Here is a 23,840-nt window from a genome sequence, read left to right as displayed (position 1 = left end):
CTAGGCGAGCCGATGGCCGGAGGGCCGAATGGCCCGGAGGTCTGAATCGGCCCGCCCGACATGCAAGGGGCCGATGACCGCAGCGCCGCAAGGCGCGGAGGTCTGAATCGGCCCGCGCGACACAAAAGGCGCGGGGCTACTCCGCCGCGGCCAGGATGCGGTCCATCGCCTCGGTCCGACCGAGCGCCCAGAGGACGGCGTCGATCGGCGGGCTCTGCGTGCTGCCCGACAGCGCCACGCGCAGCGGCTGCGCTACCTGGCCGAGCTTCACGCCCTTCACCTCGGCATAGTCGCGCAGCCAGGAGTCGAGGTCCTGCCGCTCCCAGGGCGCGTCGGTGAGGAACCGCGCGAGGTCGGCGAGCCGCGCCTTCGCCTCCTCGGTCAGCAACGCCTTTGCCTTGGGGTCCATGGGCGGCGGGCCCTCGAAGGCGGCGAAGGCGGCGCTGCTCGCCAGGTCCTCGAGCGTCTTCGCCCGCGACTTCAGATCGGGCATCAGCATCCGCACCCGGTCGCCGCCGAGGGTGCCGAAGGCGACGCCGTGCTTCGCCAGCCGCGCCAGCACCTCCTTCGTCAGCCGCTCGTCATCCGCCTGCCGCAGCCAGACGCCGTTGAAGTGCAGCAGCTTGGCATAGTCCATGCGGGCCGCGGCGCGGCCGACATCGGCGATGTCGAAGATGCGGAGCACGTCCTCGCGCGAGATGATCTCCGTGTCGCCATGGCCCCAGCCGAGGCGGAGCAGGTAGTTGCACACCGCCTCCGGCAGGAAGCCCTGGTCGCGGAATTCCAGCGCGCCGACCGCGCCGTGGCGCTTGGACAGCTTGGCGCCGTCCGCGCCATGGATCAGCGGCACATGCGCGAAGCGCGGCCGGTGCCAGCCCATGGCGTCGTAGACCATGCACTGGCGGAAGGTATTGGTCAGGTGGTCGTCGCCGCGGATGACATGGGTGATCGCCATGTCGTGGTCGTCCACGACGACCGCATGCAGGTAGGTCGGGGCGCCGTCGCTGCGCAGGATGATCATGTCGTCCAGCTCGGCATTCGAGACGCGGACGGTGCCCTGCACCAGGTCCTCGACGACAGTATCCCCCTCGCGCGGGGCCTTGATTCGGATGGCGGGCGGCACCGAGGGCGCGTCCTTCGGGTCGAGCGTCATCCAGCGGCTGCCGTCATACTTGAAGGGCCGCTTCTGCGCTTCCGCCGCGGCCCGCATCGCCGCCAGCTCCTCCGGCGTGTCGTAGGCGAGGTAGGCGCGGCCGCGGGCCAGCAGCTCGCGCGCCACCTCGGCATGGCGCGGCTCGCGCGTGCTCTGGAAGACCGGCGGCTCGTCCGGCGTCAGGCCCAGCCATTCCAGGCTGTCGAGGATCTGCTGCACCGCCTCCTGCGTGCTGCGCTGCCTGTCCGTGTCCTCGATCCGCAGCAGGTACTGGCCGCCATGGCGGCGGGCGAAGAGGTAGTTGAACAGCGCGGTGCGCGCCCCGCCGATATGCAGGTAGCCGGTGGGCGAGGGGGCGAAGCGGGTGCGGACGGACATGGTGCGGGATCCAGGCTGCGCCGGCCGGGGCCGGGCGGGGCCGGGCGGGGCCGCACCACTAGCCCGCGCGGCCCCCTGCTGGAAACACCCGCCGCGGCGCGCGCGGCGGGGCCGGCGCGACTCGCGGCGCCGGCGCGAGTCGCGGAACGGCCCGCGACAGGATCACGAGTCGCTGAGGGCGACTCGGAAACGGCGTCGCTTAGTATACCTGTAGTTGAAATGCTCGACTCGGCGTGAACATGCATCCGCGTGTCCTATGCCGCGTCGAGATCGAGCCGGATCCTGGCCGGGGTGGCGGTGGCGTCGCGCGCCGCGGCTGCCCTGGCGGCGGAGCGCGCGCGGCTCGCCCCCTGGCTGGCGGTCGCCCTCGGCGCCGGCGTGCTGGCCTATTTCGCCCTGCCGGAGGAGCCGCCGGCCGCCGCCATTTGGGTCGCGCCGCCGCTCCTCGCGCTCGCCCTCTGGCTCGGGCTGCGGCAGCCGCTGGCGGGCTGGGCGCTCGGCCTGCTGGCCGCCGGCGCCCTCGGCTTCGCCGCCGCCGCCTGGCAGGCCGGCCGGCAGCCGCCGATGCCGGACCTGCCGCGCGGCGCCACCCTCGTCGCCGCCCGCGTCGCGGCGGTCGAACTGCTGCCGGAGGGGCAGCGGCTGACGCTCGAGGCGGCGCGGCTCGATGGCGGCGCGCCGCTCGCCCGGCAGATCCGCGTGCGGCTGAAGACGGAGGATCCCGCCCGGCCGCAGCCCGGCGACACGGTGCGGCTGCGCGCCCTGGTGCGGCCGCCCGCGCCGCCGGCCCATCCCGGCGCCTGGGATTTCCAGCGCGCCGCCTGGTTCTCCGGCCTCGGCGGCAGCGGCTTCGCGCTCGGCCGGGCGGAGGTCACCCCGGGCGAGGCAGGCGGCCCGGCGCTCGCCACCCTGCGCGCGGCCATCGAGGCGAGGGTCACCGCCGCCATCCCCGGCCCGGCGGGCGCCGTCGCCGCGGCGCTGCTGACCGGCGGGCAGAGCGCCATCCCGCCCGTCGATCTCGCGGCCATGCGGGACAGCGGCCTCGCGCATCTCCTCAGCGTCTCCGGCCTGCACATCGCCATCGTCATGGGGGTGAGCTTCGCGGTGCTGCGGCTGCTGCTCGTGCTGTCGCCCTGGCTGGCGCTGCGGGTGCCGGCGAAGGCGGTGGCGGCGGTCGCGGCGCTGGGCGTCGGCGGGCTCTATCTGCTGCTGACCGGGGCGGCGGTGCCGATGCAGCGCAGTTTCGCCATGGCGGCGCTGGCGACGCTCGCCCTGCTGACCGGGCGCCGGGCGCTCAGCCTGCGCGCCTGGGCCTTGGCTGCCGCGGCGGTGCTGCTGGTGCAGCCGGCGGCGGTGCTCGGCGCCAGCTTCCAGATGAGCTTCGCGGCGGTGCTGGCGCTGATCGCGGGCTGGGAATGGCTGCGGCCGCGCCTGCCGCGGGCGGGGCCGGGCCGGGCGCGCTGGCGGCGGCGGCTGGCGCTGGCGGGATTCGGCGTGGTGGCGACCTCGATCCTCGCCGGCGCCGCCACCACGCCCTTCGGCCTGCACCATTTCGGCCGGCTGCAACTCTATGGCGTCGCGGCCAATGCGCTGGCGGTGCCGATCACCTCCGCCCTGGTCATGCCGGCCGGCATGGCGGCGGTCGCGCTGATGCCCTTCGGGCTGGAGGGGCTGGCGCTGGCGCCGATGGGCTGGGGGGTGGAGGCGATCCTCGCCGTGGCGCGCTGGGTCGCGGGCTGGCCGGGGGCCGCCCTGGCGGTGGCGCCCATACCCGCCTGGGGGCTCGGGCTCTGCGCCTTCGGCATGCTCTGGCTCTGCCTCTGGCTGACGCCGATGCGGCTGCTGGGCGTGCCGCTGATCCTGGCGGGGCTGGCCAGCGGCGCCTGGCAGCGGCCGCCGGACATCCTGGTCTCGGCCGATGCCAGGCTGATCGGGCTGCGGGACGGGGAGGGGCTGGCGATCCAGCGCCTCTCCGGCGCCTCCGGCCTGACGCGCGAGACCTGGCTGCGGCTCTTCGGCGCGGCGGAGGCGGCGGCGCTGCCGCGCGAGGGCACCTCGGAGGGCGGCGCCATCGCCTGCAGGCCGGCGGCCTGCACCCTGCGACCCGACCCCGGGGGACCGGCGGCGGTCCTGCTGCGCACCGGCCCGGCGGCGGAAGCCTGCGCCGGCGCGGCGCTGGTCGTCTCGGCCGAGCCGGTGCGCGGCCGCTGCGCCGCGCAGGTGATCGACCGCTTCGCGGTCTGGCGCAACGGCGCGCATGCGGTCTGGCTGGAGCGGGACGGGGTGCGGATGCTGAGCGACCGCGCCGCGCGCGGGGCGCGGCCCTGGGTGCCGCCGGTGCCGGTGCCGCGCGGCACGCCCTCGGCCGATCCGCCGGCGCCGGTCGAATAGGGCGGACCGGCGCTGGGAGGGACGACGCCCCGGCAGGTGTGCCGAGGCGTCACGGGAGGCTAGCTCCGCACCATGCGGCAGCCGGTCTCGGCCAGCGGCCGTGCCGCTTCCTCGGCCGGCAGGGTCGAGAGCAGCTTGTAGAGGTCCCACTCGCCCTTGCTCTCCGCCGGCGTCTTCACCTGGAAGAGGTAGGCGGGGAAGATGCCGCGCCCATCCTCCCGGATGCGGCCGCGGCCGAAGGCGTCGTCCTCGGTCGGCATCGCCTTCATCCGGGCGACCGTCGCCGCGCCGCTCCGCTTCGCCTCCTCCGGGCCCATGTCGGCCACCGTCTTGAGGTAGTGCAGCACGCTGGAATAGGCGCTGGCATGCGCCTGGTTCGGCCAGTTGTTCGGCGTGCGCGCCACGATCTTCCTGGCGAAGGCGCGCGTGCGGTCGTTCAGGTCCCAGTAGAAGCTCTCGGTCAGCACCAGCCCCTGCGCGGTGTCGAGGCCGAGGGCGTGCACATCGGTGAGGAACATCAGCAGCGGCGCGATGCGCATGCGGCGGTCGAGGCCGAATTCCTTCGCCTGCTTGACGCTGTTGACGGTGTCGAGCCCGGCATTGGCGAGGCCGAGCACCTTCGCGCCGCTGCTCATCGCGCGGGTGATGAAGGCGGAGAAATCCGTGGTGTCGGGGAAGGGGTAGCGGGCGCTGCCCTTCACCGTGCCGCCGGCCGCCGTCACCTTCAGCGTCGTCTGCTGCTCCAGGCTATGGCCGAAAGCATAGTCGGCGGTGACGAAGAACCAGGAGTCCCCGCCGGCCTTGACCACGGCGCCGCCGGTCGAGGCCGCCATCATGTAGGTGTCGAAGCTCCAGACGATGGTATTGGGGCTGCACTGCTCGCCCGTCAGCGCCACCGCGGTCGCGCTGGCATTCAGGTGGATCCGGTCCTTCTGCCGGCAGACCTCGCCCACGGCGAGGGCGACGGAGGAGGTCGGGACATCGGCGATCACGTCCACGCCGTCCCGGTCGATCCATTGCCGGGCGATGGTGGCGCCGGTGTCCGGCCGGTTCTGGTGGTCGGCGCGCAGCACCTCCACCTCGAAGCCGCGGTCGCCGAAATCCTGCACCGCCTGCTGCACGCAGGCGATGGAGGTGAGGCCGGTGGTGTCGCGGTAGGTGCCGGACTGGTCGTTCAGCACCCCGATCCGGATCTTCGGGCGGCCCTGGGCGCGGGCGCGCGGCGCGGCGGCGGTGACGGCGGTCGCGGCGAGAAGGCCGCGGCGTGTGGCCTGCATGCTTGTCCTCCCTGTCCCGGCCTGCGGGTTTTTCCGCAGGCTAGACCGGAGGCGGCGCGGAGGGAAACCGCCGGCCCTCAGCCGGGCAGCAGGCCGGCATAGAGCACCGCCAGCGGGAGGGTGATGCCGAATTCGGGGATGGACAGCGTCTCGCGCTCCGGCCGTTCCTCGAAGCCGCTGGCGCGGTCGCAGACGATGGCAAGCGGGGCGTCATGGGCGAGCATGACGTAGCGGGTGAGGCTGGGGAGGGCGGCGTATTCCTGGCGCTTGATGCCCCGGTCCACCGCGCCGGTCGTCTCCGACAGGACTTCCGGCAGGAAGACCGGCGCCGGGACCACCCGGTCCGCGGGACCGATGGGGCTGCAGGTCACCGCCAGGTCGGGATAGCGGACCCGGCTCGCATTCGCCGTCATGACCCGCAGGTCGGCCCGGATCACGCTGCAGGGCGTGCCACGGAGCGCCGCCCGCAGGGCGTCAAAGACGCGGCTCGCCAGTTCCGTGTGCAGGAAGGTCCTGCCGACCATGGCCAGCGGCTGGATGCCGTCCCACTCGAAATGCGCGTCCTGGCGGGGTTCCCAGTCCAGGAACTCCGCGAGCGTCGGGGGCGGGGCGGCGGCCAGGGCAGCGCTCATGCGCCCAATATGGCGGGTTGCGAGGGCGGCATGAAGAGCCGTCACCCCGCCTCGCTCTCCTCCCGCAGCAGTTCGAGTTCCAGCCACTCCTCCTCGGCGGCGGCGAGCGCCGCCTCCTTCTCGGCCAGCGCGGCGGTGAAGCGGTCGAAGCGCGCGCGGTCGCGGCCGTAGAGGTCGGGCGCGGCGAGCGCCGTCCGCAGCGCCCCGATCTCCTTCTCCAGCGCCGCCATCCGCGCCGGCAGGGTCTCCAGCGCGTGCCGCTGGTGGAAGCTGAGCTTCCGCTTCGGCGCGGCGGCCGGCGCGGCAGGCTTCGCCGCGGCCGGCTTCGGCGCCTCGGCCGCCCGGGCCGGCGGCGGCGGTGCCGGCGCCTCCACCCCGCGCCCGCGCTGCGCCACCATGTCGGTATAGCCGCCGGCATATTCCTGCCAGCGCCCCTCGCCCTCGGCGACGATCACGCTGGTGCAGACGCGGTCGAGGAAGTCGCGGTCGTGGCTGACCACCAGCACCGTGCCCTGGTAGTCCGCCAGCAATTCCTCGAGCAGGTCCAGCGTCTCGAGGTCGAGGTCGTTGGTCGGCTCGTCCAGCACCAGCAGGTTGGAGGGCCTGGCGAGCGCCCGCGCCAGCATCAGCCGGCCGCGCTCGCCGCCGCTCAGCACACCGACCGCGGTCCGGGCCTGGTCGGGGATGAAGAGGAAGTCCTTCATGTATCCGATGACGTGCCGCTTTTGGCCGCCGACCTCCACCTGGTCGCCGGGGCCGCCGACGAGCGCCGCCTGCAGGCTGGTCCCCGGGTCCAGGCTCTCGCGCTTCTGGTCCAGCGTGACCATCTGCAGCCCGGTGCCGAGGCGGACCGTGCCCGCATCCGGCGCCAGCGCGCCGGTCAGCAGGTTGAGCAGCGTGGTCTTGCCGGCGCCGTTCGGGCCGACGATGCCGACCCGGTCGCGGCGCAGGATGCGCGTCGAGAAGCCGCGCACGACCGGCGCGCCGCCATAGCCCTTGGTCACCTGCTCGGCCTGCGCCACCACCGTGCCGCTGCCATCGGCCTCGCTGGCGGCCATGCGGACGCTGCCGGTCGCCTTCAGCGCCTCCCGCCGGCGCTGGCGCAGCGCCGCCAGCTCGCCGACCCGGCGCATGTTGCGCTTGCGGCGGGCGGTGACGCCGTAGCGCATCCAGTGCTCCTCCCGCACGATCCTGCGGTCGAGCTTGTGGGCTTCCTTCTCCTCCTCCTCGAGCACCTGGTCGCGCCAGGCCTCGAACTCGGAGAAGCTGCGGTCCAGCCGGCGGGTGGTGCCGCGGTCGAGCCAGACCATGGCGCGCGACAGCCGGCCGAGGAAGCGGCGGTCATGGCTGATCACCACCAGCGCGCCGCGGAATCCGGACAACTCCTCCTCCAGCCAGGCGATGGCCGGCAGGTCGAGGTGGTTGGTCGGCTCGTCCAGCAGCAGGATGTCGGGGGAGGGGGCGAGGGCCCGGGCGAGGGCCGCCCGCCGCGCCTCGCCGCCCGAGAGGCGGTCGGGCGCCTCCTCCCCGCTCAGGCCGAGCTGCTCGAGCAGCCAGCGGGCCCGGTGCGGGTCGTCCGCCGGGCCGAGGCCGGCCTCGACATGCTCCCAGACCGTGCGGGCGCCGCCGAAGCCGGGCTCCTGCGGCAGGCTGCGGAGCGTCGCGCCGGGCTGGAGGAAGCGGGTGCCGCGCTCCGGCTGCACCTCCCCGGCGGCGACGCGCAGCAGGGTGGACTTGCCCGAGCCGTTGCGGCCGACCAGCGCCAGCCTCTCCCCGGCGCCGACCGAGAGCGTCGCGCCGGTCAGCAGCGGCGTGGTGCCGAGATGCAGGTGGATGTCCTGGAGGATGAGGAGGGGCGGGGCCATGGGGCGGGAGAGGGGGGTGCCCGGCCCCGCGCGTCAAGCCTCCGGCTCGGTCCCCGGCGCGGCGGGCGGGTCCATGTCGAGCACCGGCGGGCGGGCGATGGCCAGCCAGAGGCGCCGCCAGATATCGAGCGGCAGGAGGACGAAGGATTCCTCGCCATGCCGCGTCATCACGACCGGGCCGCCGACGGCACGGTCGACGAGCTTGGGCATGGCCTCCTCGATCACCGCCATGTCGAGGCGGGGGAAGCCTTCCAGCCCGGGCGCCGGGTTCTCCACCTGGCCCGAGCCGATCGGCTCGTCCTCCTCCTGCCGCCAGCCGGCCATGCGCGATGCCACCCCCGGGATCCGGGTCCGGCGGCGTCGCCCGCGCGGACACCCGGCCGGTATAGCAGATTGCCGCGCCGCGGCAGGGACCGCGCCGTGCCTCGCCGGTCAAATCCCGGGAGGGGGCTGGCTTTGATCTCGGGCAGGCCGCTCAGGCCGCCGCGGCAATGGGGCCGAGCGAGGCGAGGGAGCGCTCGAGCGCGGCCTCCCCCGCCGGGTCCAGCGTGAAGCGCAGCCGCTGGCCGCCCGGCCCGTCGTCGCGCAGCAGCGTGAAGGGGATGGGCTGCGGCAGTCCCGGCACCTCCAGCCTGCCGCTCGCCTCCGGCGGCAGCACGGCCCCGGCCAGCTTCGCGCCGCCGGACGAGATATCCACCAGCCGTGCCTCCTGCGACGTCCCGTCGGCCAGGTGCAGCGTGACGCCGCGCGTCAGGCTGAGCCGCGGCGCCCCGCGCCGGTTCACCTCCGGCGTCGCGGTGCGCACCACCTGCACCAGCGTCCCGCGCAATTCGGCGATCGCCGTCCGCGCCTCGGCCGCGCCGCTGCGGACCTGGGCGGCGCGGCCGCCGGCCTCGGCCGAGGCGGAGGAGACCTCGCCGATCCGCGCGGCGACCTCGCGGGCTGCCGCCGCGGCCTCGACGACCGTCCTGGCGATGTCCTGGGTGGCGGAGGCCTGCTGCTCCACCGCCGTGGCGATCGCGGCCGAGCTCTGGTCGATCTGCGTCACGGCCGTCGCGATCTCGCGCACCGAGGCCACCGCGCCCGCCGTGGCCTCGGTGATGGCATCCACCAGGTGGGTGATCTCGTCGGTCGCCTGGGCGGTCTGGGCGGCTAGCTGCTTCACCTCCCCGGCCACCACGGCGAAGCCCTTGCCGGCCTCGCCGGCCCGCGCCGCCTCGATGGTCGCGTTCAGCGCCAGCAGGTTCGTCTTGGCCGCGACCTCGGCGATCATCCGGACGACCTCGCCGACCCGCGCCGCGCTGTCCGAGAGGCCATGGATCACCGCCTGGCTCGCCATGCCCTTCTCCGCCGCCTGCCGCGTGGTGGTCGTGGCGGCGGCGACCTGGACCGAGATCTCCCGCACGCTGACGGAGAGCTCCTCGGTCGCCGCCGCCACCGTCTCGGCATTGCGCAGCGCCTGCTCGGCGGCGGCGGCGACCGTCGCGCTGCGCGCAGCGATCGTCTCCGCGATCCGGGCGGTGCCGTCGGCATCCTCGGCCATGGCGATGGCGCGGCTGCCGATATGGTCGGCCGCGGCGCCCACCGCCTCCTCCACCCGCTCCGCCATGCCCTGCAGCGCCAGGCGCTTGGCCTCCTCGCCGCGGGCGCGATCCGCCTCCTGCCGTGCGCGCAGGGAGGCAGCCTCGGCCATGCCGTCGCGGAAGACGACGACGGCCGCGGCCATCGCGCCGACCTCGTCGCCGCGGCCGGCGCCGGGCACCTGCGGCAGCGCCTCCCCTGCCGCGAGGCGGCGCATGCTGCCGGCGAGGGCGGAGAGCGGCCGCGCGAAGCCAGAGCCGATCCAGAGGCCGAGGCCGAGGGTGACGAGGACCGTGAGGCCGAGCACCTTGAGCCCGAAGCCCTCCACCCGGTCGAGCGAGGCGAAGGCCTGCACCACCGGTACCCGCACGAGCACGGACCAGCCGAGCCCGGGGAAGCCCATCGCGCCCTGGCTATGCGCATGGCCCGCCGCCTGGTCGATCCCCTTGCGGGCATGCCGGGCGACGATCGCGCCGCTCTCGCCGCGCAGCGCGGCCTGGGCGGCGACGACCCCGCGCTCGGCCAGGTTGAGTTGGCCGATGACCGCGAAGTCCCGCCGGTAGGGGCCGGGGCGCGCGGCCGGATCATGGTCCATGATCACCCGTCCCGCGGGGTCGAGCACGGTGAGTTCTGCCTCGGCCAGGCCACTGCGGGCCAGCCTGGCATTGAAATCGGCCACGATCTGCTCGACCAGGCCGAAATCGGCGAAATTCGCCCAGACCCCGAGGACCTTGCCCGCCACGTCCTTCACCGGCGCGGCGAAGACGATGCCGTAGCCATCCTCCCCCGGATAGGCCGTCGCCACCTCCGGCGCCCGCGCCGGCGGCTCCACGACGGTGCCCGTCAACCCCGCCGGCCCCCTCAGGAACTCGCCGCGCAGCGCCTTGCCCAGCCAGGGCGCGCCGGCGAAGGAGCGGCCCAGCAGCCCGGCGCTGGCGATGGGCTTGCCGGCCGCGTCGCGGTCGTTCACCGCCAGCACGCTGCCCTGCGGGTCCACCAGCACCGCCAGCTTGTAGACCCCGTAGAGCGCGACGTATTCGTCCATGGCGCGCACCAGCGGATTGTCCGCGCCCGGCCGCTTCCAGTGGCGCGGGTCATGCGCCGCCGGGTTCAGCGCGAAGGCCTGCACGTCGCCGTAGCGCTCGAAGAGGTTGCGGTCGATGCTGTCGGCCAGCGCCGCCGCGGCGTCCGCGACCCGGTCCATGGCCGCCCGCCGCAATTCCCGGCGCTCGGCGACGAAGGCGCTGGCCATGAGCAGGGCCGGGGCGAGGCCGAAGGCGAGCAGCAGCAGGACGATGCGGGTGCGGATGGTGAGCGATGGCAGTCGCATGGACGGCGTTCCGGGGTGACCGGTCGCACCTGTGCAGGTGGCTGTTACCGCTCCCTTGACCCCGCGGCCCGCACCGCCGCGAGCAGGTCGCCGACGCTGCCGAGCCCGGCCAGCGCCTCGGCCTCCAGCCGCACGTCGAAGCGCGCCTCGGTGGCGAGCACCAGCTCCACATGCCGCAGGCTGTCCCAGCCATCGAGGTCGGCGGCGGTCCAGGCGGGGTCGAGCACCAGCCCGGGGCGGCGGAACACCGCGCGGAACACCTCGGTCAGGCGCGCCAGCGCCTCCTCCTCCGTCATGCCGCCTCCGACAGGTATTTGGCGAGGTTCTCCGCCCGGCTGAGCTTGCCGCTGGTGGTCTTCACCAGCCAGCCCGGCGGGCGCAGCGCGATGCCGGCGCCGGCGAGGCCGGTCGCGGCCTCGATGGTGGCGCGGAGGGCGCGCTGCAGGTCGCGGCGCGCCGGCTCCTCGGTCAGGGTGGTCTCGGCGACCAGCACCAGCGCCTCGCTGCCCGAGGCGGCGTCGGGCAGGCCGAGGGCGACGGCGCGGCCGGGATGCAGGCCGGGGATGCCATGCGCCAGGGCCTCGAGGTCCGGGGCATGGACGCTGCGGCCGTTCAGCTTGATGACCTCCTTGCGCCGGCCGGTGATCACCAGCTCCCCGCCGACCAGCGCGCCGAGGTCGCCGGTGCGGTACCAGCCCGCCGTGAAGGCGGCGGCGCTCGCTGCCGGATCGGCATGCCAGCCCTGGAAGAGGCAGTCGCCGCGCAGCGCGACCTCGCCGACCCGGCCCTCCGGCAGCGGCCCTCCGGCCTCGTCGAGGATGCGGAGCGCGAGGCCGGCGATCGGCCGCCCGACCGAGGGCAGGGTCGCCGCGCGCTCGCCCGGGGCGGGCGGGACGGCGCGGCCCTGCGCCAGGGCCTCCGCCGAGAGAAGCAGCCGCGGTGCCGGCCGGCCCGGCGGCGTCTGGGTGACGGCGAAGACCGTCTCCGCCATGGCGTAGCAGCACTGGAGATGTGCCTGCGTGATGCCGCAATCGGCGAAGGCGGTGGCGAAGCGGTCCAGCGTCTCCGCCCGGCAGACCTCGGAGCAGTCGATCAGGGCGCGGAGCGAGGAGAGGTCGTGGTGCTCGCCGGGGCGGCGGGTGCGGACCAGGTGCTCGAAGGCGAAATTGGGTAGCCAGCACCAGCGGGCGCGATGCGCGGCGATCGCCGCGGGCAGTGTCGCCGGGCGCGCGACCCAGTCGAAGGCGTCGAGCGAGGCGACCGCGCCGCCCTTGACCAGCGGCAGCAGGAAGCAGGCGACGAGGCCCATGTCGTGATAGAGCGGCAGCCAGCTCGCGACGACGTCGCCCGGCGCGAAGCCGATGGCCTCGGCATAGGCGTCGAGCTGCGCCAGGATGGCGGCATGGCTCAGCGCCACGCCCTTCTTCAGGCCGGTGGTGCCGGAGCTGTGCTGCAGCAGCGCGATTTCGCCGCCGCCGCCGTCCCGCCAGTCCCTGAGCGGCGCGGCACCCGCCTCCTCGCCGAGGAGGTGCAGCCGGTGCGAATCGAGCGCGAGATGGGCACGGAGCGCGGCGGCATTCTCCGGCCAGGTGACGATGCGGGCCGGGCCGATGCGGCGCAGCAGCGCGTCATGCGCCTGCCAGTAAAGGCGCGGGTCCTGCTTCGGCGTGGCGAAGGGCAGGAAGGCGGGCACGGCGCCCGCCATCATGGCGCCGAGGAAGGCGGCATAGGGCGCCGGACCGTGCCGGAGGATGATCAGCACCGTCTCGCCGGGCCGGCAGCCCTGCGCCGCCAGCAGCCCGGCCCAGCGGGCGGCCGCCTCGGCCAAGCCGGCGATGGTCAGCGTCTCGGTCCTGTCGCCCTGGACGAGATGGGCGAAGGGCGCCTCCGGCGCCTCCGCCAGGCGGCGCCGGAGCGCGTCGAGCAGGGAGGGCGCGCGCATGCCGGGCCAGGGAAGCGGCGGAGGGTGACCGGAATCTTGCCGCCCCGGCCCGCGCCTGCCGGGAGGGCGGCGCTACCGCAGCGCGGCGCGGTAGGTCTCGAGCATCTGCGCGCCCTCGGGCCCGGCGCGCTGGACCCATTCGCCGGTCAAGGTCTCGCCGATCGCCTTCAGCTCCGTCATCATCTGCTCGGAGGGCGGCGGGAGCTGCATGCCCTGGGTGCGCAGCCGCTCGGCCTGCACCACCTCCGCCTGCTTCGCCATCGCCTTCCCGCGTTCGGCCGCGGCGCCGGCGGCCGTCATGACGGCGGCGCGGGTCGGCGCGTCCAGCGCCTGCAGGGCGCGGGTATTGGCGAAGACCGCGTTGCGGGTGCGCATGCCGCCGACATTGTACCAGTACTTCGTGAAGTCCCAGGCCGTGACGTTCACGCCGCTCTGCGCCGAGGTGAACATGCTGGTGATGACGTTGGTGGCGAAGGCTTGGCTGACCTCGGCGAGCTGCACCGTGACCGGCGTCGCGCCCATCAGCTCCGCCATGCGCGCGGTGACGTTGTTGTAGGCGCGGAAGCGCGTACCCTTCAGGTCCTGCACGCTCCGCAGCTCGGACTTGGTATAGAAGCCCTGCGCGTCCCAGTGGACGATGTAGAGCAGCGTCAGCCCCTGCCGCTCCAGCCGGGCGCGGATATAGGGCTCGGTCGCGGCGTTCAGCGCCTCGGCCTGCGGCCAGGTCCAGGCGAGGAAGGGGACGCCGTCCACCTCGAAGAAGGGATCCTCGTTGGCATAGGCGCTGAGCAGGATTTCTCCTAAGTGCACCTGGCCGGTCTGCACGCCGCGCTTGATCTGGCCCATCGGCAGCAGCGAGGCATTGTTGTGGAGCTGGATGGCCAGCCGGCCCTCGGTCGCCTTCTCCAGGTCGGCGATGAACTGGCGGATGTTGAGGGTGTGGAAATTCTCGGCATAGGGCGTGGCCATGACCCAGCGCGTCTGCGCCGCTGCAGGCAGGGCGGCGAGCATCAGGCCCAGGGCCATGGCCCAGGCGGTCCAGCGAGGCATCGGTATCGTCTCCCGGCATTGGGCCGCGCGGCGCTTCCCCGGGTGAAAGGGTTCCACGGCCGGCACGGTCCGGCAAGGCTTGCCGCGGGCGGCGGCCCGGCCCGATGATCCGCCGCCGCGCCGGAGGATCACCATGCCCGACACCATGCCACCCAGCCCCGCCCGCCTCGTCATCCAGCAGCCGGAGGAGGCCCGCAGCTTCTGGCAGCCGGTGCCGGCCAATGGCTTCGTGCGCTGCCTGCTCGACAGCGCGGGCACGGGCGCCGAGACGCCCTTCGCCTTCGGCACGCAGACCGTCGATCCCGGCTGCCATGTGCGGGAGCACCTGCACGACGCGAACGAGGAGATCATCTTCGTCATCGAGGGGCAGGGCGAGGCGCATATCGAGGGGCAGGTGCATCCGATGAAGCCGAATTCCTGCTTCTTCTTCCCGCGCAACCGGGCGCATTCCTTCCACAATACCGGCACGGGGCCGCTGACCTTCGTCTGGTGCATCATGCCCGGCGGGCTCGAGACCTTCTTCGCCCGCATCGGCCGCCCGCGCGCCGAGGGCGAGGCGCCGCCCGCGCCCTTCCCGCGGCCGGAGAACGTCCAGCAGATCGAGGCGGAGACCGTCTTCGGCACGCTGCCGCAGAAGGGCTGACGCGGGAAGACCAGGGGGGGGAGACGCGGATGAGGACCATGCTCGGCCTGCTGCTGGCCGTGACGATGCTCGCGGCGCCGGCGATGGCGCAGCCGCCGGAGGGTTGGGTGACGAGCTGGGCCGCCTCCGTCCAGGGGCCCTATCCCGTGGGCAACCCCTCGGCGCAGCCGGACCAGCGCTTCCTCTTCCCCGATCCGGCGCAGGGCGCGCGCGACCAGACGCTGCGGCTGGTGGTGAAGCCGAGCTACTGGGGGCGGCAGGCGCGGCTGCGCTTCTCCAACGCCTTCGGGACAAAGCCACTGGTGCTCGACGGCGTGCATCTCGGCCTGCAGCTCGGCGGCGCGGCGGTGGTGCCGGGCAGCAACCAGCCCCTGCGCTTCGGCGGCAAGGAGGGCGTGACCATCCCGCCCGGCGGCATGGCCTGGAGCGACCCGGTCGCGCTGCCCTTCGTGCCGGAGGGCCAGGGCGGGTTGCTACAGGGCCGCAAGCTCGCCGTCAGCCTGCATGTCGCGGGCGAGAGCGGGCCGATGACCTGGCACGCCAAGGCGCTGCAGACCTCCTACGGCACCGCGCCGGGCGGCGGCGCGCACGGGCATGAGGAGGGCGAGGCGAGCTTCCCCTTCAGCACGGCCTCCTGGTTCTTCCTCGACGCGCTCGACATGACGGCGCCGGCGGGCACGCCCGTCGTGGTCGCCTTCGGCGACTCCATCACGGACGGCACGGCCTCCACCATGAATGGCGACGACCGCTGGCCGGACGTGCTGCAGCGCCGCCTGTTCGAGCGATTCGGCAACCGCGTCGCGGTGGTCAATGCCGGCATCGGCGGCAACCAGGTGGCGGGCCCGGCGGAGTACGGCCCGGAGAAACCATTCCCCGGCGGGCCTTCCGCCGGCGCGCGGCTGGAGCGGGACGTGCTGAGCCTCTCGGGCGTCAGCACATTCATCTGGCTCGAGGGCACCAACGACTTCAGCCGCAACGGCAATGCGAGCGTCGAGGCGGTGCAGGCGGCGATGCGCGACGGCGTCGCCCGAATGCGGGCGAAATTCCCCGGCGCGCGGCTGATCGGCGCGACGGTGACCAGCGCGCTCGGCAGCACCAGCCCGGCGCATGGCTTCGAGGAGCAGGACCGCAAGCGGCAGGCGCTCAATGCCTTCATCAGCCAGGGCGGCCTCTTCGACGCGGTGGCCGAGTTCGACCAGGCGACGCTCGATGCCGCGAGTGGCGGCCTGAAGGCGGAGATGGTGCCGGAGAGTACGACAGGCGGGCCGGGCGACCGGCTGCACCCGAACCGCGCGGGCTACCTGGCGATGGGGATGAGCCTCGACCTCGGCGCGGTGGTGCCGGGCTTGCGCTGACGCGCCGCCCGAACCGCCGCAACGCGAGCGCGTTCGCCCCCCCGCCGGGATCACTCGCAAGGGGAGGATGGCCGTGGAGCTTCACGGCAGGACGCCGCGCATCGTCCGCACGCAGCGCATCGCGCTCGCGCTGCTCGTGCTGAGCGGCGTCGTCAACTACATCGACCGCGCGACGCTCGCCGTCGCCAATCCGCTGATCCGGGAGGAACTGGGCCTTTCGGTCGGCGACATGGGCCTGCTGCTCTCCGCCTTCCTCTGGGCCTATGCCTTCTCGCAGCTTCCCGTCGGCGCGCTGGTGGACCGGCTGGGGCCGCGGAAGATGCTCGCGGCGGGGCTCGGCCTCTGGTCGCTGGCGCAGGCGGCCGGCGGCTTCGTGACCAGCTTCGCGCAGTTCTTCGCGGCGCGCGTGGTGCTCGGCATCGGCGAGGCGCCGCAATTCCCGACCGCCGCCCGGGTCAGCCGGGACTGGTTCAACCCGCGCGACCGCGGCACCGCGACCGGGATCTGGAACTGCTCCTCGACGCTCGGCACCGCCATCTCCGTGCCGCTGCTGACCTTCCTGATGCTCTGGGTCGGCTGGCGCTGGATGTTCATCGTCATGGGGGTGCTCGGCATCGCCGTCGCGGCACTGGCCTATGTGGTCTACCGCAACCCGTCGGAGGTCGCGCTGACGCGCGAGGAGCGCGCGCACCTGACGGAGGGCGATACTACCGGCGAGACCTCGCACCTGACGCTCGCGGAGTGGCGGCGGCTCTTCGCCTACCGCACCACCTGGGGGATGCTGCTGGGCTTCTTCGGGGCGATCTACATCCTCTGGATATATGCCTCCTGGCTGCCGGCCTATCTGCAGATGGAGCGGCACATGAGCATCGCCCGGACCGGCTGGGTGGCCGCCATCCCCTTCGTCTTCGGCGTGCTCGGCAGCCTGCTCGGCGGGCGGATCACCGACGTGCTGGCGCGGCGGGGCATGCGGCCGATCGACAGCCGGAAGTGGCCGATGGCGATCTCCCTGGCGGGCACGGGCGTCTTCACCGCGCTGGCTGCCTGGATGCCGAGCGATGCGGTGGCGATCGGCTGCATCTCGGTCGCCATGTTCCTCTGCTATGTCTCGACCGCGACGGGCTGGGCGCTGGTCTCGGTCGCGGCGCCGGCCAATTGCACGGCGTCCCTGGGGGCGATGCAGAATTTCGGCGGCTATCTCGGCGGCGCACTGGCGCCGGCGGTCACCGGCTTCATCGCCGAGGCGAGCGGCAGCTTCACGCCGGCCCTGCTGGTCGGTGCCGTCCTCTGCATTGTCTGCGCGGTCGCCTATGCCACCATCATCCGCGATCCGATCCCGGCGGCGGAGCTGGATCCGGCGGGGGTGGTGGCGCCGGCGGAGTAAGGTCTGGGAGGAAGTATCCTCCCCGAACCCCACCTCTATTTCTGTGAGTCTTGCATCCGTCGCGCGGCGGCACTCGACTCATAGAAGGCAATGGTGGGGTTTGGGGAGGAAATGCCTTTTCCTCCCCAATCTTTTTCAAACTCCCATCAGTTCGCCCACCGCCCGCCAGGCCTGGTCGATGGCGCTGTCTGTATAAGCCGCGGCGCCGGCATCGGAATTGGCGATGGCGATGCGCCCGACCCGCCGCCGGCCGATCTCGTGCGGCGCCTCGCCGGGCGGGTAATCCGGATCGAAGAGCGGGTTGTACTCATAGGCATAGCCATGCGGCCAGCGGTTCACGGTGATGCCGAGGATGTCGCGCGCCGCCTCGAACCCGCCGGCGCCGAGCATGCGCTGCAACTGGTCGCGCAGGCTGCGCTCGTAGGCCTCGAAGCTGGTCGCCAGCAGCTCCGCGCGGCCGATGCGGTGTTGCGACCGCTCGTCGAGGCCGGGCGCGGTGGGGACGCGGGAGAGGAAGAGCAGCACCGGCTCCTCCGGCCCGCGGATGCTGTCATAGCCGCCGATGCGCGTCTTCCAGTCCAGCCGCAGCCCGGTCCAGGTGCTGCCCGGTGCCTCGATCTCATACAGGCCGAGGCGGCGGAAGGCCTGCCAGTTGCGCAGCAGGACGGAGGCATAGACCAGCGGCACCTTGACCTGGCTGCGCAGCGCCTCGGCCTGCGGCGGCGGCAGGTCCGGGCAGAGGTGCGGGATCATGACGCCCCAGCAGGCCAGCACGCAGGCGCCGGCCACGACGCGCCTCGCCTCGCCGCGACAGACATAGGTGACTTCGACGCCCGGCGCGGCATTCGTCACGCGCAGCGCGGTGCTCTCGAGCCGCAGGCGCACCGGCGCGCCCTCGCGGTCCAGCGCGGCGTAGTCGGCGCGGGCCAGGACCACGTCCTCGGCATCGCGCCCCGGCAACGCCGCAGGGATCAGCCGCCGCAGCAGCAGCCGTGCGATGGAGGCATTGCCGTCGGGGAAGTGGAAGCTATAGCTGCCGCCATCGGCATAGCCGGCCGCGGTGTAGCCCATGCCGGGCGCCGCGCCGGGCGCGAGCTTCAGGCCCTTGAAGCCCGGGAAGTCGAGGGCCCAGACATCGAGGGCGCTGACCGCATCGGCGCCGACGCCCCATTCGCCATGGCTCATGGTCTGGAAGAAGGGCAGGGCGGCGGGGTCGATGCGGGCGATGCGGGCGAGGTAGTCGCGGTAGCTGGTGCGGACCAGCAGCGCCTTCTTCTCCGCCGAGGTCTTCCCTGGCAGGTAGTCGATCTCCGCCTCGAAGAGCCGGGCGATGTCGGCCTGTGCCCGGGCCGGCAGCGGGGAGCCGCGCAGCAGGTCGGCCCAGGGCCGCCGCCCGACGCCGCGCAGCAGGCAATCCGCGCCGAAACTCTCGCGGTCCAGGAAGACGCCGCGGCCCAGCCCCTGTCGCTGCCAGAAGCCCGGATCGGCGTGGCGCTTCGACAGCCGCACCGGATCGACGCCGAGCCGCCGCAGCAGCCCGTCCGCCACGGCGGAATAGGGCCGCGGGCTGTCGATCAGCATCGTCCCGCCATTCATCAGCAGGGTGCGGCGGCCGTGCCGGTACTCGTTCCGACGCGCATGGCCGCCGACATCGTCATGCGCGTCGAGGATCAGGACGCGCGCGCCTGGCCGCGCCTCCCGCCAGAAGACCGCCGCGGCAAGCCCGCTGATGCCGGCGCCGATGACGACGAGGTCCCACCGCTCTGGGTCGTCCTGCGGCGCCGGCACCGGCGCGCCGGCGGCGCGGGCATGCGCCGCCTCGAAGCTGCCGGGCTGGCTGCCGCGCAAGCCCTGCAGCAGGGGCGGGTAGGGCGCCTCCGCCCGGGCCGCGCCGGCCGTGAGGGTGAAACCGGCCGCGCCCTGCAGCAGGTCCCGGCGGGGGATCGGCCGGTCCATGCCCAGGACGCGGTCGGTGCTCACCCCTGCGCCTCCGGCAGCGCCACCTCCAGCCCGTCGAGCGCGTCGGTGATGCGGATCTGGCAGGAGAGGCGGCGCCCCACCGGCCGCGCGCCGAGCGCATCCTCGATCATGTCGCCCTCGTCGAGGCCCGGGCCGCCCACGCGCTCCCGCCAGGGCTCCGGCACATCGACCATGCAGGAAGCGCAGGCGAGCTGCCCGCCGCAATCGGCCGGCAGCCTCGGGACATTGTGCCGCACGCCGACCAGCATGACCGTCTCGTCCTCGCCGGACTCGAAGGCCTGCCGCGTGCCGTCCGGCTGGATGAAGGTGATGCGCGCCATCCCGGGCTCCCCTGGCTTTGCCGCGGGTCTCGCCCGGCCGGGCTTCCGGCGCAAGCCGGGCCGGGGCAGGCTGCGCCGCCTGATTCGGGAGGAACGCCCATGCCCTACAAGCCCTTCGACCTGACCGGGAAGGTCGCGCTGGTGACCGGCGGCAATGGCGGCATCGGCCTCGGCATGGCGCAGGCCATGGCGGAGGCCGGGGCCGATATCGCCATCTGGGGCACGAACGAGAGCAAGAACGACGCGGCGAAGGCGCAGCTCAAAGCCACCGGCCGCCGCGTCCTCGCGCTCCGCTGCAACGTCGCCGAGGAGGCGGAGGTCGAGGCCGGTTTCGCCGAGACCTTGCGCGTGCTGGGCCGGGTCGATGGCTGCTTCGCCAATGCCGGCATCTCCGGCGGCCGCAGCGGGCCCTTCGTCGACCGCACCGCGGCGGAATGGGACCGCGTGCTGGGGGTGAACCTGCGCGGTGCCTTCCTCACCTTCCGCGCCGCGGCGCGGCATATGAAGGAACGCGCCGAGGCGGGCGACAAGGGCGGCGTGCTGGTCGGCACCGCCTCGCTGGCCGCCATCGAGGGCGCGGCGCGCAACGAGCATTATGGCGCCTCCAAGGGCGGCATGGTCGCGATGATCCGGGCGCTGGCGGTGGAACTGGCCCGCCATGGCGTGCGCGCCAATGCCATCCTGCCCGGCTGGATCGAGACGGAGATGACCGCCCGCGCCACCAACGACCCGAAATTCGCCGGCAATGTCCTGCCGCGGGTGCCCATGCGGCGCTGGGGCACGGGCGAGGATTTCGGCGGTATCGCGGTCTACCTGATGAGCAGCGCCGCGGGCTTCCATACCGGCGACACGCTGGTGATCGATGGCGGCTACGCCCTGTACTGAGGCCGCGGCGCATCGCGCGGGTCGGGAGCCGGGGCGGGCCGCGCTGGACCGGTCCCGGCCGCCGGTCCACCCTCCCGGCCGCGGCGCCGGCCCGGCCGGCGCCCGCTGACGAGCCGCAGGAGGAGACGCCCATGGCGCGACGCTTCATCGACATCTCGGTGCCGCTCAAGGCGGGGATCAGGTCGGACCCGCCGGGGATGGAGCCGGAAATCGAGTACCACGACCACCACATGACCGCGCCGCGCATGGCGGAATACATGGGCGTGCCCGTCTCCGCCCTGCCGGAGGGCGAATATGCCGCGGTGGAGCGGGCGAATATCAGCACCCACAACGGCACGCATCTCGACGCGCCCTACCACTACTTCTCCCGCATGAACGAGCGGCTGAAGCCGGGCGGGGAGGCGTCCTGGCGGATCGACGAGGTGCCGCTGGAATGGTGCCACCAGCCCGGCGTGAAGCTCGACTTCCGGCATTTCGAGGACGGCTACGTGGTGCAGCCCGCCGATGTGGAAGCGGAGCTGAAGCGGATCGGCCATGCGCTGAAGCCGCTGGAGATCGTGGTGGTGAATACCCGCGCCGGGTCCCGCTACGGGGAGGACGACTACATCGATTGCGGCTGCGGGATGGGCAAGGCGGCCACGCTCTGGCTGCTCGAGCGCGGCGTCCGCCTGGTGGGCACCGATGGCTGGTCCTGGGACGCCCCCTTCAGCCATACGCGGCGCAAGGTGCAGGCGACGGGCGATGCCTCCCTGATCTGGGAAGGCCATCGGGCCGGCCGCGAGATCGGGTATTCGCATCTCGAGAAGCTGCACAACCTCGAGGTGCTGCCGCCGGACGGGTTCCAGGTGGTCTGCTTCCCCGTGAAGGTGCATCGGGGCTCGGCCGGCTGGACCCGGGCGGTGGCGATCATCGAGGACTGATCCCCCCTTCTGGTTTCCGGCCGGTGGGCCGTGGCGTGTCGTGCGCGTCGCTGTTGGCGCGGTTGCGGGTCAGACCTGGGCGAAGAGGTGGCGGAGGGCGGGCATGGCGCGCTGGAGCGCGTCGCGCTCTGCCTCCTCGAGCCGGTCGAGGCCGGTGCGCAGCCGGCCGAAGAGCGCGGCGCGGACCGAGGCGGTGACGGACTGGCCGCGGTCGGTCAGGACGAGCTGCATGCGGCGGCGGGAGCTGGGGTGGCGGCTGCGGAGGACGTAGCCTTCGGCGGCGAGCTTGACGAGCATGACGGACGCGGTGGGGAGGCGGACGCCGAGGTAGTTGGCGACCTCGGAGAGCGAGGCACCCGGTGCGACGAAGAGATAGTTGAGGATCCGGAACTGCGGCGGGGTCAGCCGGCCATCCGGCACGGCGCGGACCGCTTCCATCGCCATGATGCGGTTCGCCGTCATCATCATGGCCAGGAGGGCGGGCGGGAGTTCCTCGCGCGATTGCGGCTCGGCAAGAGCCACGCTGGCGGGGAGGATCTGCATCGGCGGCGCGATCTGTCCAGCGCCTTGGACCTGTTTGAGTTGCATGGCGTGTAGCATATCCAATCCCACACGATGGTCTTCAAGCGAAACCGAAACGCCATCGGAGCAACATGAGGTTCCATTAAAAACAAGAAACTTTAAACCATTCCTGCTCAGATTACGAATAATCCGACAATTCAGGGGACGAGCGGGAGCACGCGACTGCGATGGACTCGGCAGATTTCCGCCAAAATTCCGGTGATTCACGGATTTGCTATCTGTGAAACCTGGAAGATGCCAATGCATGTAACTGGCTATTGCAGCTTCCTGAAGACCTGGTCAGCGACCCGAATTTTCACGGTATTGTGACGATTGGATATCTAAAGAATACCCTCAGGGCGATGCCTGCGGGCTTGCCCCATGCCCGGAGGAGTGGATTTCGGCGCATCGAATCGGCCTGACCGGTCCGAGACGCCGCCGGGCCTGCAACAGGCCGAGTCACGAACGGCATGGCGAGGCGGCGTGCCGCAGGCGGGTCAATGGCATTGCGATGGTCGCGCGACCCGACCTCGGCGGGGCCAGCGCACTGTCGCAACGATCCGGGGTGCCTGACTGACCGGCTGTCGACCGATGACGTGCTGCGACCGGGGCCGGCCATCGGCGGGATGAGCTCGGCCTGCCGCCGGATGCGTTCCTGCGGATCGTCGCCGCCTGGAACGAGTACCTGCAGCCGGAGTCCGGCGACGGCTCTCACCTCGGCAGCAATGGCGCCGTCATCCTGTCGATGCAGGCGGCGGCACGGCAACCCGACGCGAACCGGGTCCTGTCATGCCGAGCCGAACCGATGCGTGCCGGCAGTGCGACATGGCCAGCGCCGGACCGGGCGACAGGTCAGAGGTGACGTTCACGCACGCCGCCGGCTGGGCCCGGCCGGGTGGGGCGCGCGGCGCGGCCTCGAGGGCTGGTCCTCGGCAGCCGCGCGCGGCAGCATGCCGCACCGCAACAAGGGCTTGTGCCATGCCGCAGATCGATGCCGAACGATTCCTCCGCGACCTCAACGACCTGCGGCAGATCGGCGCCTACCGCACCGGCGTGCACCGGCCGACCTATTCGCCGCAGGACATGGAGAGCCGCCGCTGGCTGATGCAGCGGATGGCGGAGATCGGTCTCGAACCCTCGATCGACGGCATCGGCAATGTCTATGGCCGCCACGCCGGCGCCGGGCCGCACCTGCTCGCCGGCAGCCATATCGAGACGCAGAACTACGCCGGCTGGCTCGACGGCGCGCTCGGCGTCGTCGCCGGACTCGCCCTGGCGCGCGCCGGCCTGCCGGTGGATGTCGTCGCCTTCGCCGATGAGGAAGGGCATTTCGAGGGCGGCTTCCTCGGCAGCCGCTCCATCATCGGCAACCTGACCGAGGAGGAGATCGACCGCAGCCGCAACCGCACGGACGGCACGCCGCTGCGCGAGGCGCTCGCCGCCGCCGGCCTCGCCGGCAAGCCGCGCATGCAGCTCGAGCCCGGCCGGCACAAGGGTTTCTTCGAGATGCATATCGAGCAGGGCACGCAGCTCGAGGGCGCGGGGCTGCGCGCCGGCGTGGTCACCGGCATCGTCGCGATCTGGCAGTGGCGCATCCTGATCGAGGGCATGCAGGACCATGCCGGCGGCACCACCATGGCGGAACGCCGCGATGCAGGCCTCGCCGCGGTGCGGCTGCTGACCATGATCGACCAGGAGATGCCCAAGGCCTGCGGCGGGCGCAGCACCTGGACGACGGGGCGCATCGCGCTCGACCCCGGCGCGCCCAGCATCATCCCCGGCCAGGCCGACATCCTCTTCCAGTTCCGCGACATCGACGTCGCGGTGCTGGAGCGGATGGAGCGGTGCCTGCGCGCCTGCGTGCAGGAGAGCAACCGGCGCGAGCGCACCAGGGCGACGTTGATCAATGTCAGCAAGTCGCTGCCCGCGCCTTGCGATCCCGCGATGATGGCGGCGCTGGATGCGGCGGCCGAGGCGATCGCGCCCGGCGGCTGGCAGCGCATGCCGAGCGGCGCCGGCCATGACGCGCAGTACATCGCGCGGGTGATGCCGGTGGCGATGCTCTTCACGCCCTCCATCGGCGGCATCAGCCACCACTGGGCGGAGGACACGAAGGAGGAGGACCTGGCGCTCTGCATGCGCATCCTGGGCGATGCGGCGGAGCGCTTCCTGCGGGCCTGACGCCCCGGGCCG

19 protein-coding genes are annotated in these 23,840 nt (G+C 73.1%); 7 read left to right on the top strand and 12 right to left on the bottom strand.

The window, feature by feature from the left end; genetic code table 11:
- Positions 1 to 136: 136 nt before the first annotated feature.
- Positions 137 to 1,531 (bottom strand): glutamate--tRNA ligase, encoded by a 1,395-nt coding sequence (gltX, locus tag Q7A36_RS27330; protein WP_305106943.1) that lies wholly within the window; start codon positions 1,529 to 1,531, stop codon positions 137 to 139.
- A gap of 249 nt (positions 1,532 to 1,780) precedes the next feature.
- Between gltX and Q7A36_RS27325 the strand changes: the two genes are divergently transcribed.
- Positions 1,781 to 3,922, top strand: a complete 2,142-nt coding sequence (locus tag Q7A36_RS27325) for a ComEC/Rec2 family competence protein (protein ID WP_305106942.1) — start codon at positions 1,781 to 1,783, stop codon at positions 3,920 to 3,922.
- Positions 3,923 to 3,981: 59 nt separating this feature from the next.
- Here Q7A36_RS27325 and Q7A36_RS27320 read toward each other — a convergent pair whose 3' ends face one another.
- The 8 genes from Q7A36_RS27320 to Q7A36_RS27285 all read right to left on the bottom strand — a co-directional run bounded on the left by Q7A36_RS27320 (position 3,982) and on the right by Q7A36_RS27285 (position 13,599).
- Positions 3,982 to 5,199, bottom strand: a complete 1,218-nt coding sequence (locus tag Q7A36_RS27320) for an ABC transporter substrate-binding protein (protein WP_305106941.1) — start codon at positions 5,197 to 5,199, stop codon at positions 3,982 to 3,984.
- 77 nt (positions 5,200 to 5,276) lie between these two features.
- Complete coding sequence (locus Q7A36_RS27315; RefSeq protein WP_305106940.1) at positions 5,277 to 5,831, bottom strand: Uma2 family endonuclease; 555 nt, start codon at positions 5,829 to 5,831, stop codon at positions 5,277 to 5,279.
- A 41-nt stretch (positions 5,832 to 5,872) separates the two neighbouring features.
- Positions 5,873 to 7,696 carry an ABC-F family ATP-binding cassette domain-containing protein gene (locus Q7A36_RS27310; RefSeq protein WP_305106939.1) on the bottom strand — a complete coding sequence of 608 codons (1,824 nt, stop codon included), beginning with the start codon at positions 7,694 to 7,696 and terminating at the stop codon, positions 5,873 to 5,875.
- 33 nt (positions 7,697 to 7,729) lie between these two features.
- Positions 7,730 to 8,032 carry a type II toxin-antitoxin system Phd/YefM family antitoxin gene (locus Q7A36_RS27305; RefSeq protein WP_305106938.1) on the bottom strand — a complete coding sequence of 101 codons (303 nt, stop codon included), beginning with the start codon at positions 8,030 to 8,032 and terminating at the stop codon, positions 7,730 to 7,732.
- Between the two features lie 139 nt (positions 8,033 to 8,171).
- Positions 8,172 to 10,607: a methyl-accepting chemotaxis protein gene (locus Q7A36_RS27300; protein WP_305106937.1), complete on the bottom strand. Its 2,436-nt coding sequence runs from the start codon at positions 10,605 to 10,607 to the stop codon at positions 8,172 to 8,174.
- Positions 10,608 to 10,651: 44 nt separating this feature from the next.
- Entirely contained in the window at positions 10,652 to 10,903 is a 252-nt protein-coding gene (locus tag Q7A36_RS27295; protein WP_305106936.1) for an acyl carrier protein, read from the bottom strand.
- The gene (locus tag Q7A36_RS27290) at positions 10,900 to 12,549 is read right to left on the bottom strand and encodes an AMP-binding protein (protein ID WP_305106935.1); all 1,650 of its coding nucleotides are present in this window, start codon (positions 12,547 to 12,549) and stop codon (positions 10,900 to 10,902) included. Before Q7A36_RS27290 ends, Q7A36_RS27295 begins: the two co-directional genes overlap by 4 nt.
- Before the next feature lie 72 nt (positions 12,550 to 12,621).
- Positions 12,622 to 13,599, bottom strand: coding sequence for a TRAP transporter substrate-binding protein (locus Q7A36_RS27285; RefSeq protein ID WP_305106934.1), 978 nt, complete (start codon positions 13,597 to 13,599; stop codon positions 12,622 to 12,624).
- 133 nt (positions 13,600 to 13,732) lie between these two features.
- Between Q7A36_RS27285 and Q7A36_RS27280 the strand changes: the two genes are divergently transcribed.
- The 3 genes from Q7A36_RS27280 to Q7A36_RS27270 all read left to right on the top strand — a co-directional run bounded on the left by Q7A36_RS27280 (position 13,733) and on the right by Q7A36_RS27270 (position 16,981).
- Positions 13,733 to 14,242 (top strand): cupin domain-containing protein, encoded by a 510-nt coding sequence (locus Q7A36_RS27280; protein WP_305106933.1) that lies wholly within the window; start codon positions 13,733 to 13,735, stop codon positions 14,240 to 14,242.
- Positions 14,243 to 14,271: 29 nt separating this feature from the next.
- Positions 14,272 to 15,597: a GDSL-type esterase/lipase family protein gene (locus tag Q7A36_RS27275; RefSeq protein ID WP_305106932.1), complete on the top strand. Its 1,326-nt coding sequence runs from the start codon at positions 14,272 to 14,274 to the stop codon at positions 15,595 to 15,597.
- Between the two features lie 67 nt (positions 15,598 to 15,664).
- Positions 15,665 to 16,981, top strand: a complete 1,317-nt coding sequence (locus tag Q7A36_RS27270) for an MFS transporter (protein WP_305106931.1) — start codon at positions 15,665 to 15,667, stop codon at positions 16,979 to 16,981.
- 135 nt (positions 16,982 to 17,116) lie between these two features.
- Here the strand turns inward: Q7A36_RS27270 and Q7A36_RS27265 are convergent, their stop codons facing one another.
- Complete coding sequence (locus Q7A36_RS27265) at positions 17,117 to 18,961, bottom strand: NAD(P)-binding protein (protein ID WP_305106930.1); 1,845 nt, start codon at positions 18,959 to 18,961, stop codon at positions 17,117 to 17,119.
- Positions 18,958 to 19,281 carry a 2Fe-2S iron-sulfur cluster-binding protein gene (locus tag Q7A36_RS27260; protein WP_305106929.1) on the bottom strand — a complete coding sequence of 108 codons (324 nt, stop codon included), beginning with the start codon at positions 19,279 to 19,281 and terminating at the stop codon, positions 18,958 to 18,960. Before Q7A36_RS27260 ends, Q7A36_RS27265 begins: the two co-directional genes overlap by 4 nt.
- A gap of 99 nt (positions 19,282 to 19,380) precedes the next feature.
- Here Q7A36_RS27260 and Q7A36_RS27255 point away from each other — a divergent pair, with 99 nt between their 5' ends.
- The gene (locus Q7A36_RS27255) at positions 19,381 to 20,166 is read left to right on the top strand and encodes an SDR family NAD(P)-dependent oxidoreductase (RefSeq protein ID WP_305106928.1); all 786 of its coding nucleotides are present in this window, start codon (positions 19,381 to 19,383) and stop codon (positions 20,164 to 20,166) included.
- A 131-nt stretch (positions 20,167 to 20,297) separates the two neighbouring features.
- Entirely contained in the window at positions 20,298 to 21,086 is a 789-nt protein-coding gene (locus Q7A36_RS27250; protein ID WP_305106927.1) for a cyclase family protein, read from the top strand.
- Between the two features lie 69 nt (positions 21,087 to 21,155).
- Here the strand turns inward: Q7A36_RS27250 and Q7A36_RS27245 are convergent, their stop codons facing one another.
- A complete protein-coding gene (locus tag Q7A36_RS27245; protein ID WP_305106926.1) occupies positions 21,156 to 21,629 on the bottom strand; it encodes a MarR family winged helix-turn-helix transcriptional regulator in 474 nt (157 codons plus the stop codon).
- A 996-nt stretch (positions 21,630 to 22,625) separates the two neighbouring features.
- Here Q7A36_RS27245 and Q7A36_RS27240 point away from each other — a divergent pair.
- The gene (locus Q7A36_RS27240) at positions 22,626 to 23,828 is read left to right on the top strand and encodes a Zn-dependent hydrolase (RefSeq protein ID WP_305106925.1); all 1,203 of its coding nucleotides are present in this window, start codon (positions 22,626 to 22,628) and stop codon (positions 23,826 to 23,828) included.
- Positions 23,829 to 23,840: the final 12 nt, after the last annotated feature.

The organism is Paracraurococcus lichenis, from assembly GCF_030657435.1.
GTDB classification, from domain to species: Bacteria; Pseudomonadota; Alphaproteobacteria; order Acetobacterales; family Acetobacteraceae; genus Paracraurococcus; species Paracraurococcus lichenis.
This window is presented reverse-complemented; position numbering and strand designations above follow the sequence as displayed.

What these genes read in the sequence shown, in the direction of transcription:
- Q7A36_RS27270 (WP_305106931.1), top strand. Translation starts at nt 15,665, where the DNA reads ATGGCCGTGGAGCTTCACGGCAGGACGCCGCGCATCGTCCGCACGCAG.
- Q7A36_RS27250 (WP_305106927.1), top strand. Translation starts at nt 20,298, where the DNA reads ATGGCGCGACGCTTCATCGACATCTCGGTGCCGCTCAAGGCGGGGATC.
- gltX (WP_305106943.1), bottom strand. Translation starts at nt 1,531, where the DNA reads ATGTCCGTCCGCACCCGCTTCGCCCCCTCGCCCACCGGCTACCTGCAT.
- Q7A36_RS27260 (WP_305106929.1), bottom strand. Translation starts at nt 19,281, where the DNA reads ATGGCGCGCATCACCTTCATCCAGCCGGACGGCACGCGGCAGGCCTTC.
- Q7A36_RS27245 (WP_305106926.1), bottom strand. Translation starts at nt 21,629, where the DNA reads ATGCAGATCCTCCCCGCCAGCGTGGCTCTTGCCGAGCCGCAATCGCGC.
- Q7A36_RS27295 (WP_305106936.1), bottom strand. Translation starts at nt 10,903, where the DNA reads ATGACGGAGGAGGAGGCGCTGGCGCGCCTGACCGAGGTGTTCCGCGCG.
- Q7A36_RS27315 (WP_305106940.1), bottom strand. Translation starts at nt 5,831, where the DNA reads ATGAGCGCTGCCCTGGCCGCCGCCCCGCCCCCGACGCTCGCGGAGTTC.
- Q7A36_RS27290 (WP_305106935.1), bottom strand. Translation starts at nt 12,549, where the DNA reads ATGCGCGCGCCCTCCCTGCTCGACGCGCTCCGGCGCCGCCTGGCGGAG.
- Q7A36_RS27240 (WP_305106925.1), top strand. Translation starts at nt 22,626, where the DNA reads ATGCCGCAGATCGATGCCGAACGATTCCTCCGCGACCTCAACGACCTG.
- Q7A36_RS27320 (WP_305106941.1), bottom strand. Translation starts at nt 5,199, where the DNA reads ATGCAGGCCACACGCCGCGGCCTTCTCGCCGCGACCGCCGTCACCGCC.
- Q7A36_RS27310 (WP_305106939.1), bottom strand. Translation starts at nt 7,696, where the DNA reads ATGGCCCCGCCCCTCCTCATCCTCCAGGACATCCACCTGCATCTCGGC.
- Q7A36_RS27255 (WP_305106928.1), top strand. Translation starts at nt 19,381, where the DNA reads ATGCCCTACAAGCCCTTCGACCTGACCGGGAAGGTCGCGCTGGTGACC.
- Q7A36_RS27275 (WP_305106932.1), top strand. Translation starts at nt 14,272, where the DNA reads ATGAGGACCATGCTCGGCCTGCTGCTGGCCGTGACGATGCTCGCGGCG.
- Q7A36_RS27280 (WP_305106933.1), top strand. Translation starts at nt 13,733, where the DNA reads ATGCCCGACACCATGCCACCCAGCCCCGCCCGCCTCGTCATCCAGCAG.
- Q7A36_RS27285 (WP_305106934.1), bottom strand. Translation starts at nt 13,599, where the DNA reads ATGCCTCGCTGGACCGCCTGGGCCATGGCCCTGGGCCTGATGCTCGCC.
- Q7A36_RS27300 (WP_305106937.1), bottom strand. Translation starts at nt 10,607, where the DNA reads ATGCGACTGCCATCGCTCACCATCCGCACCCGCATCGTCCTGCTGCTG.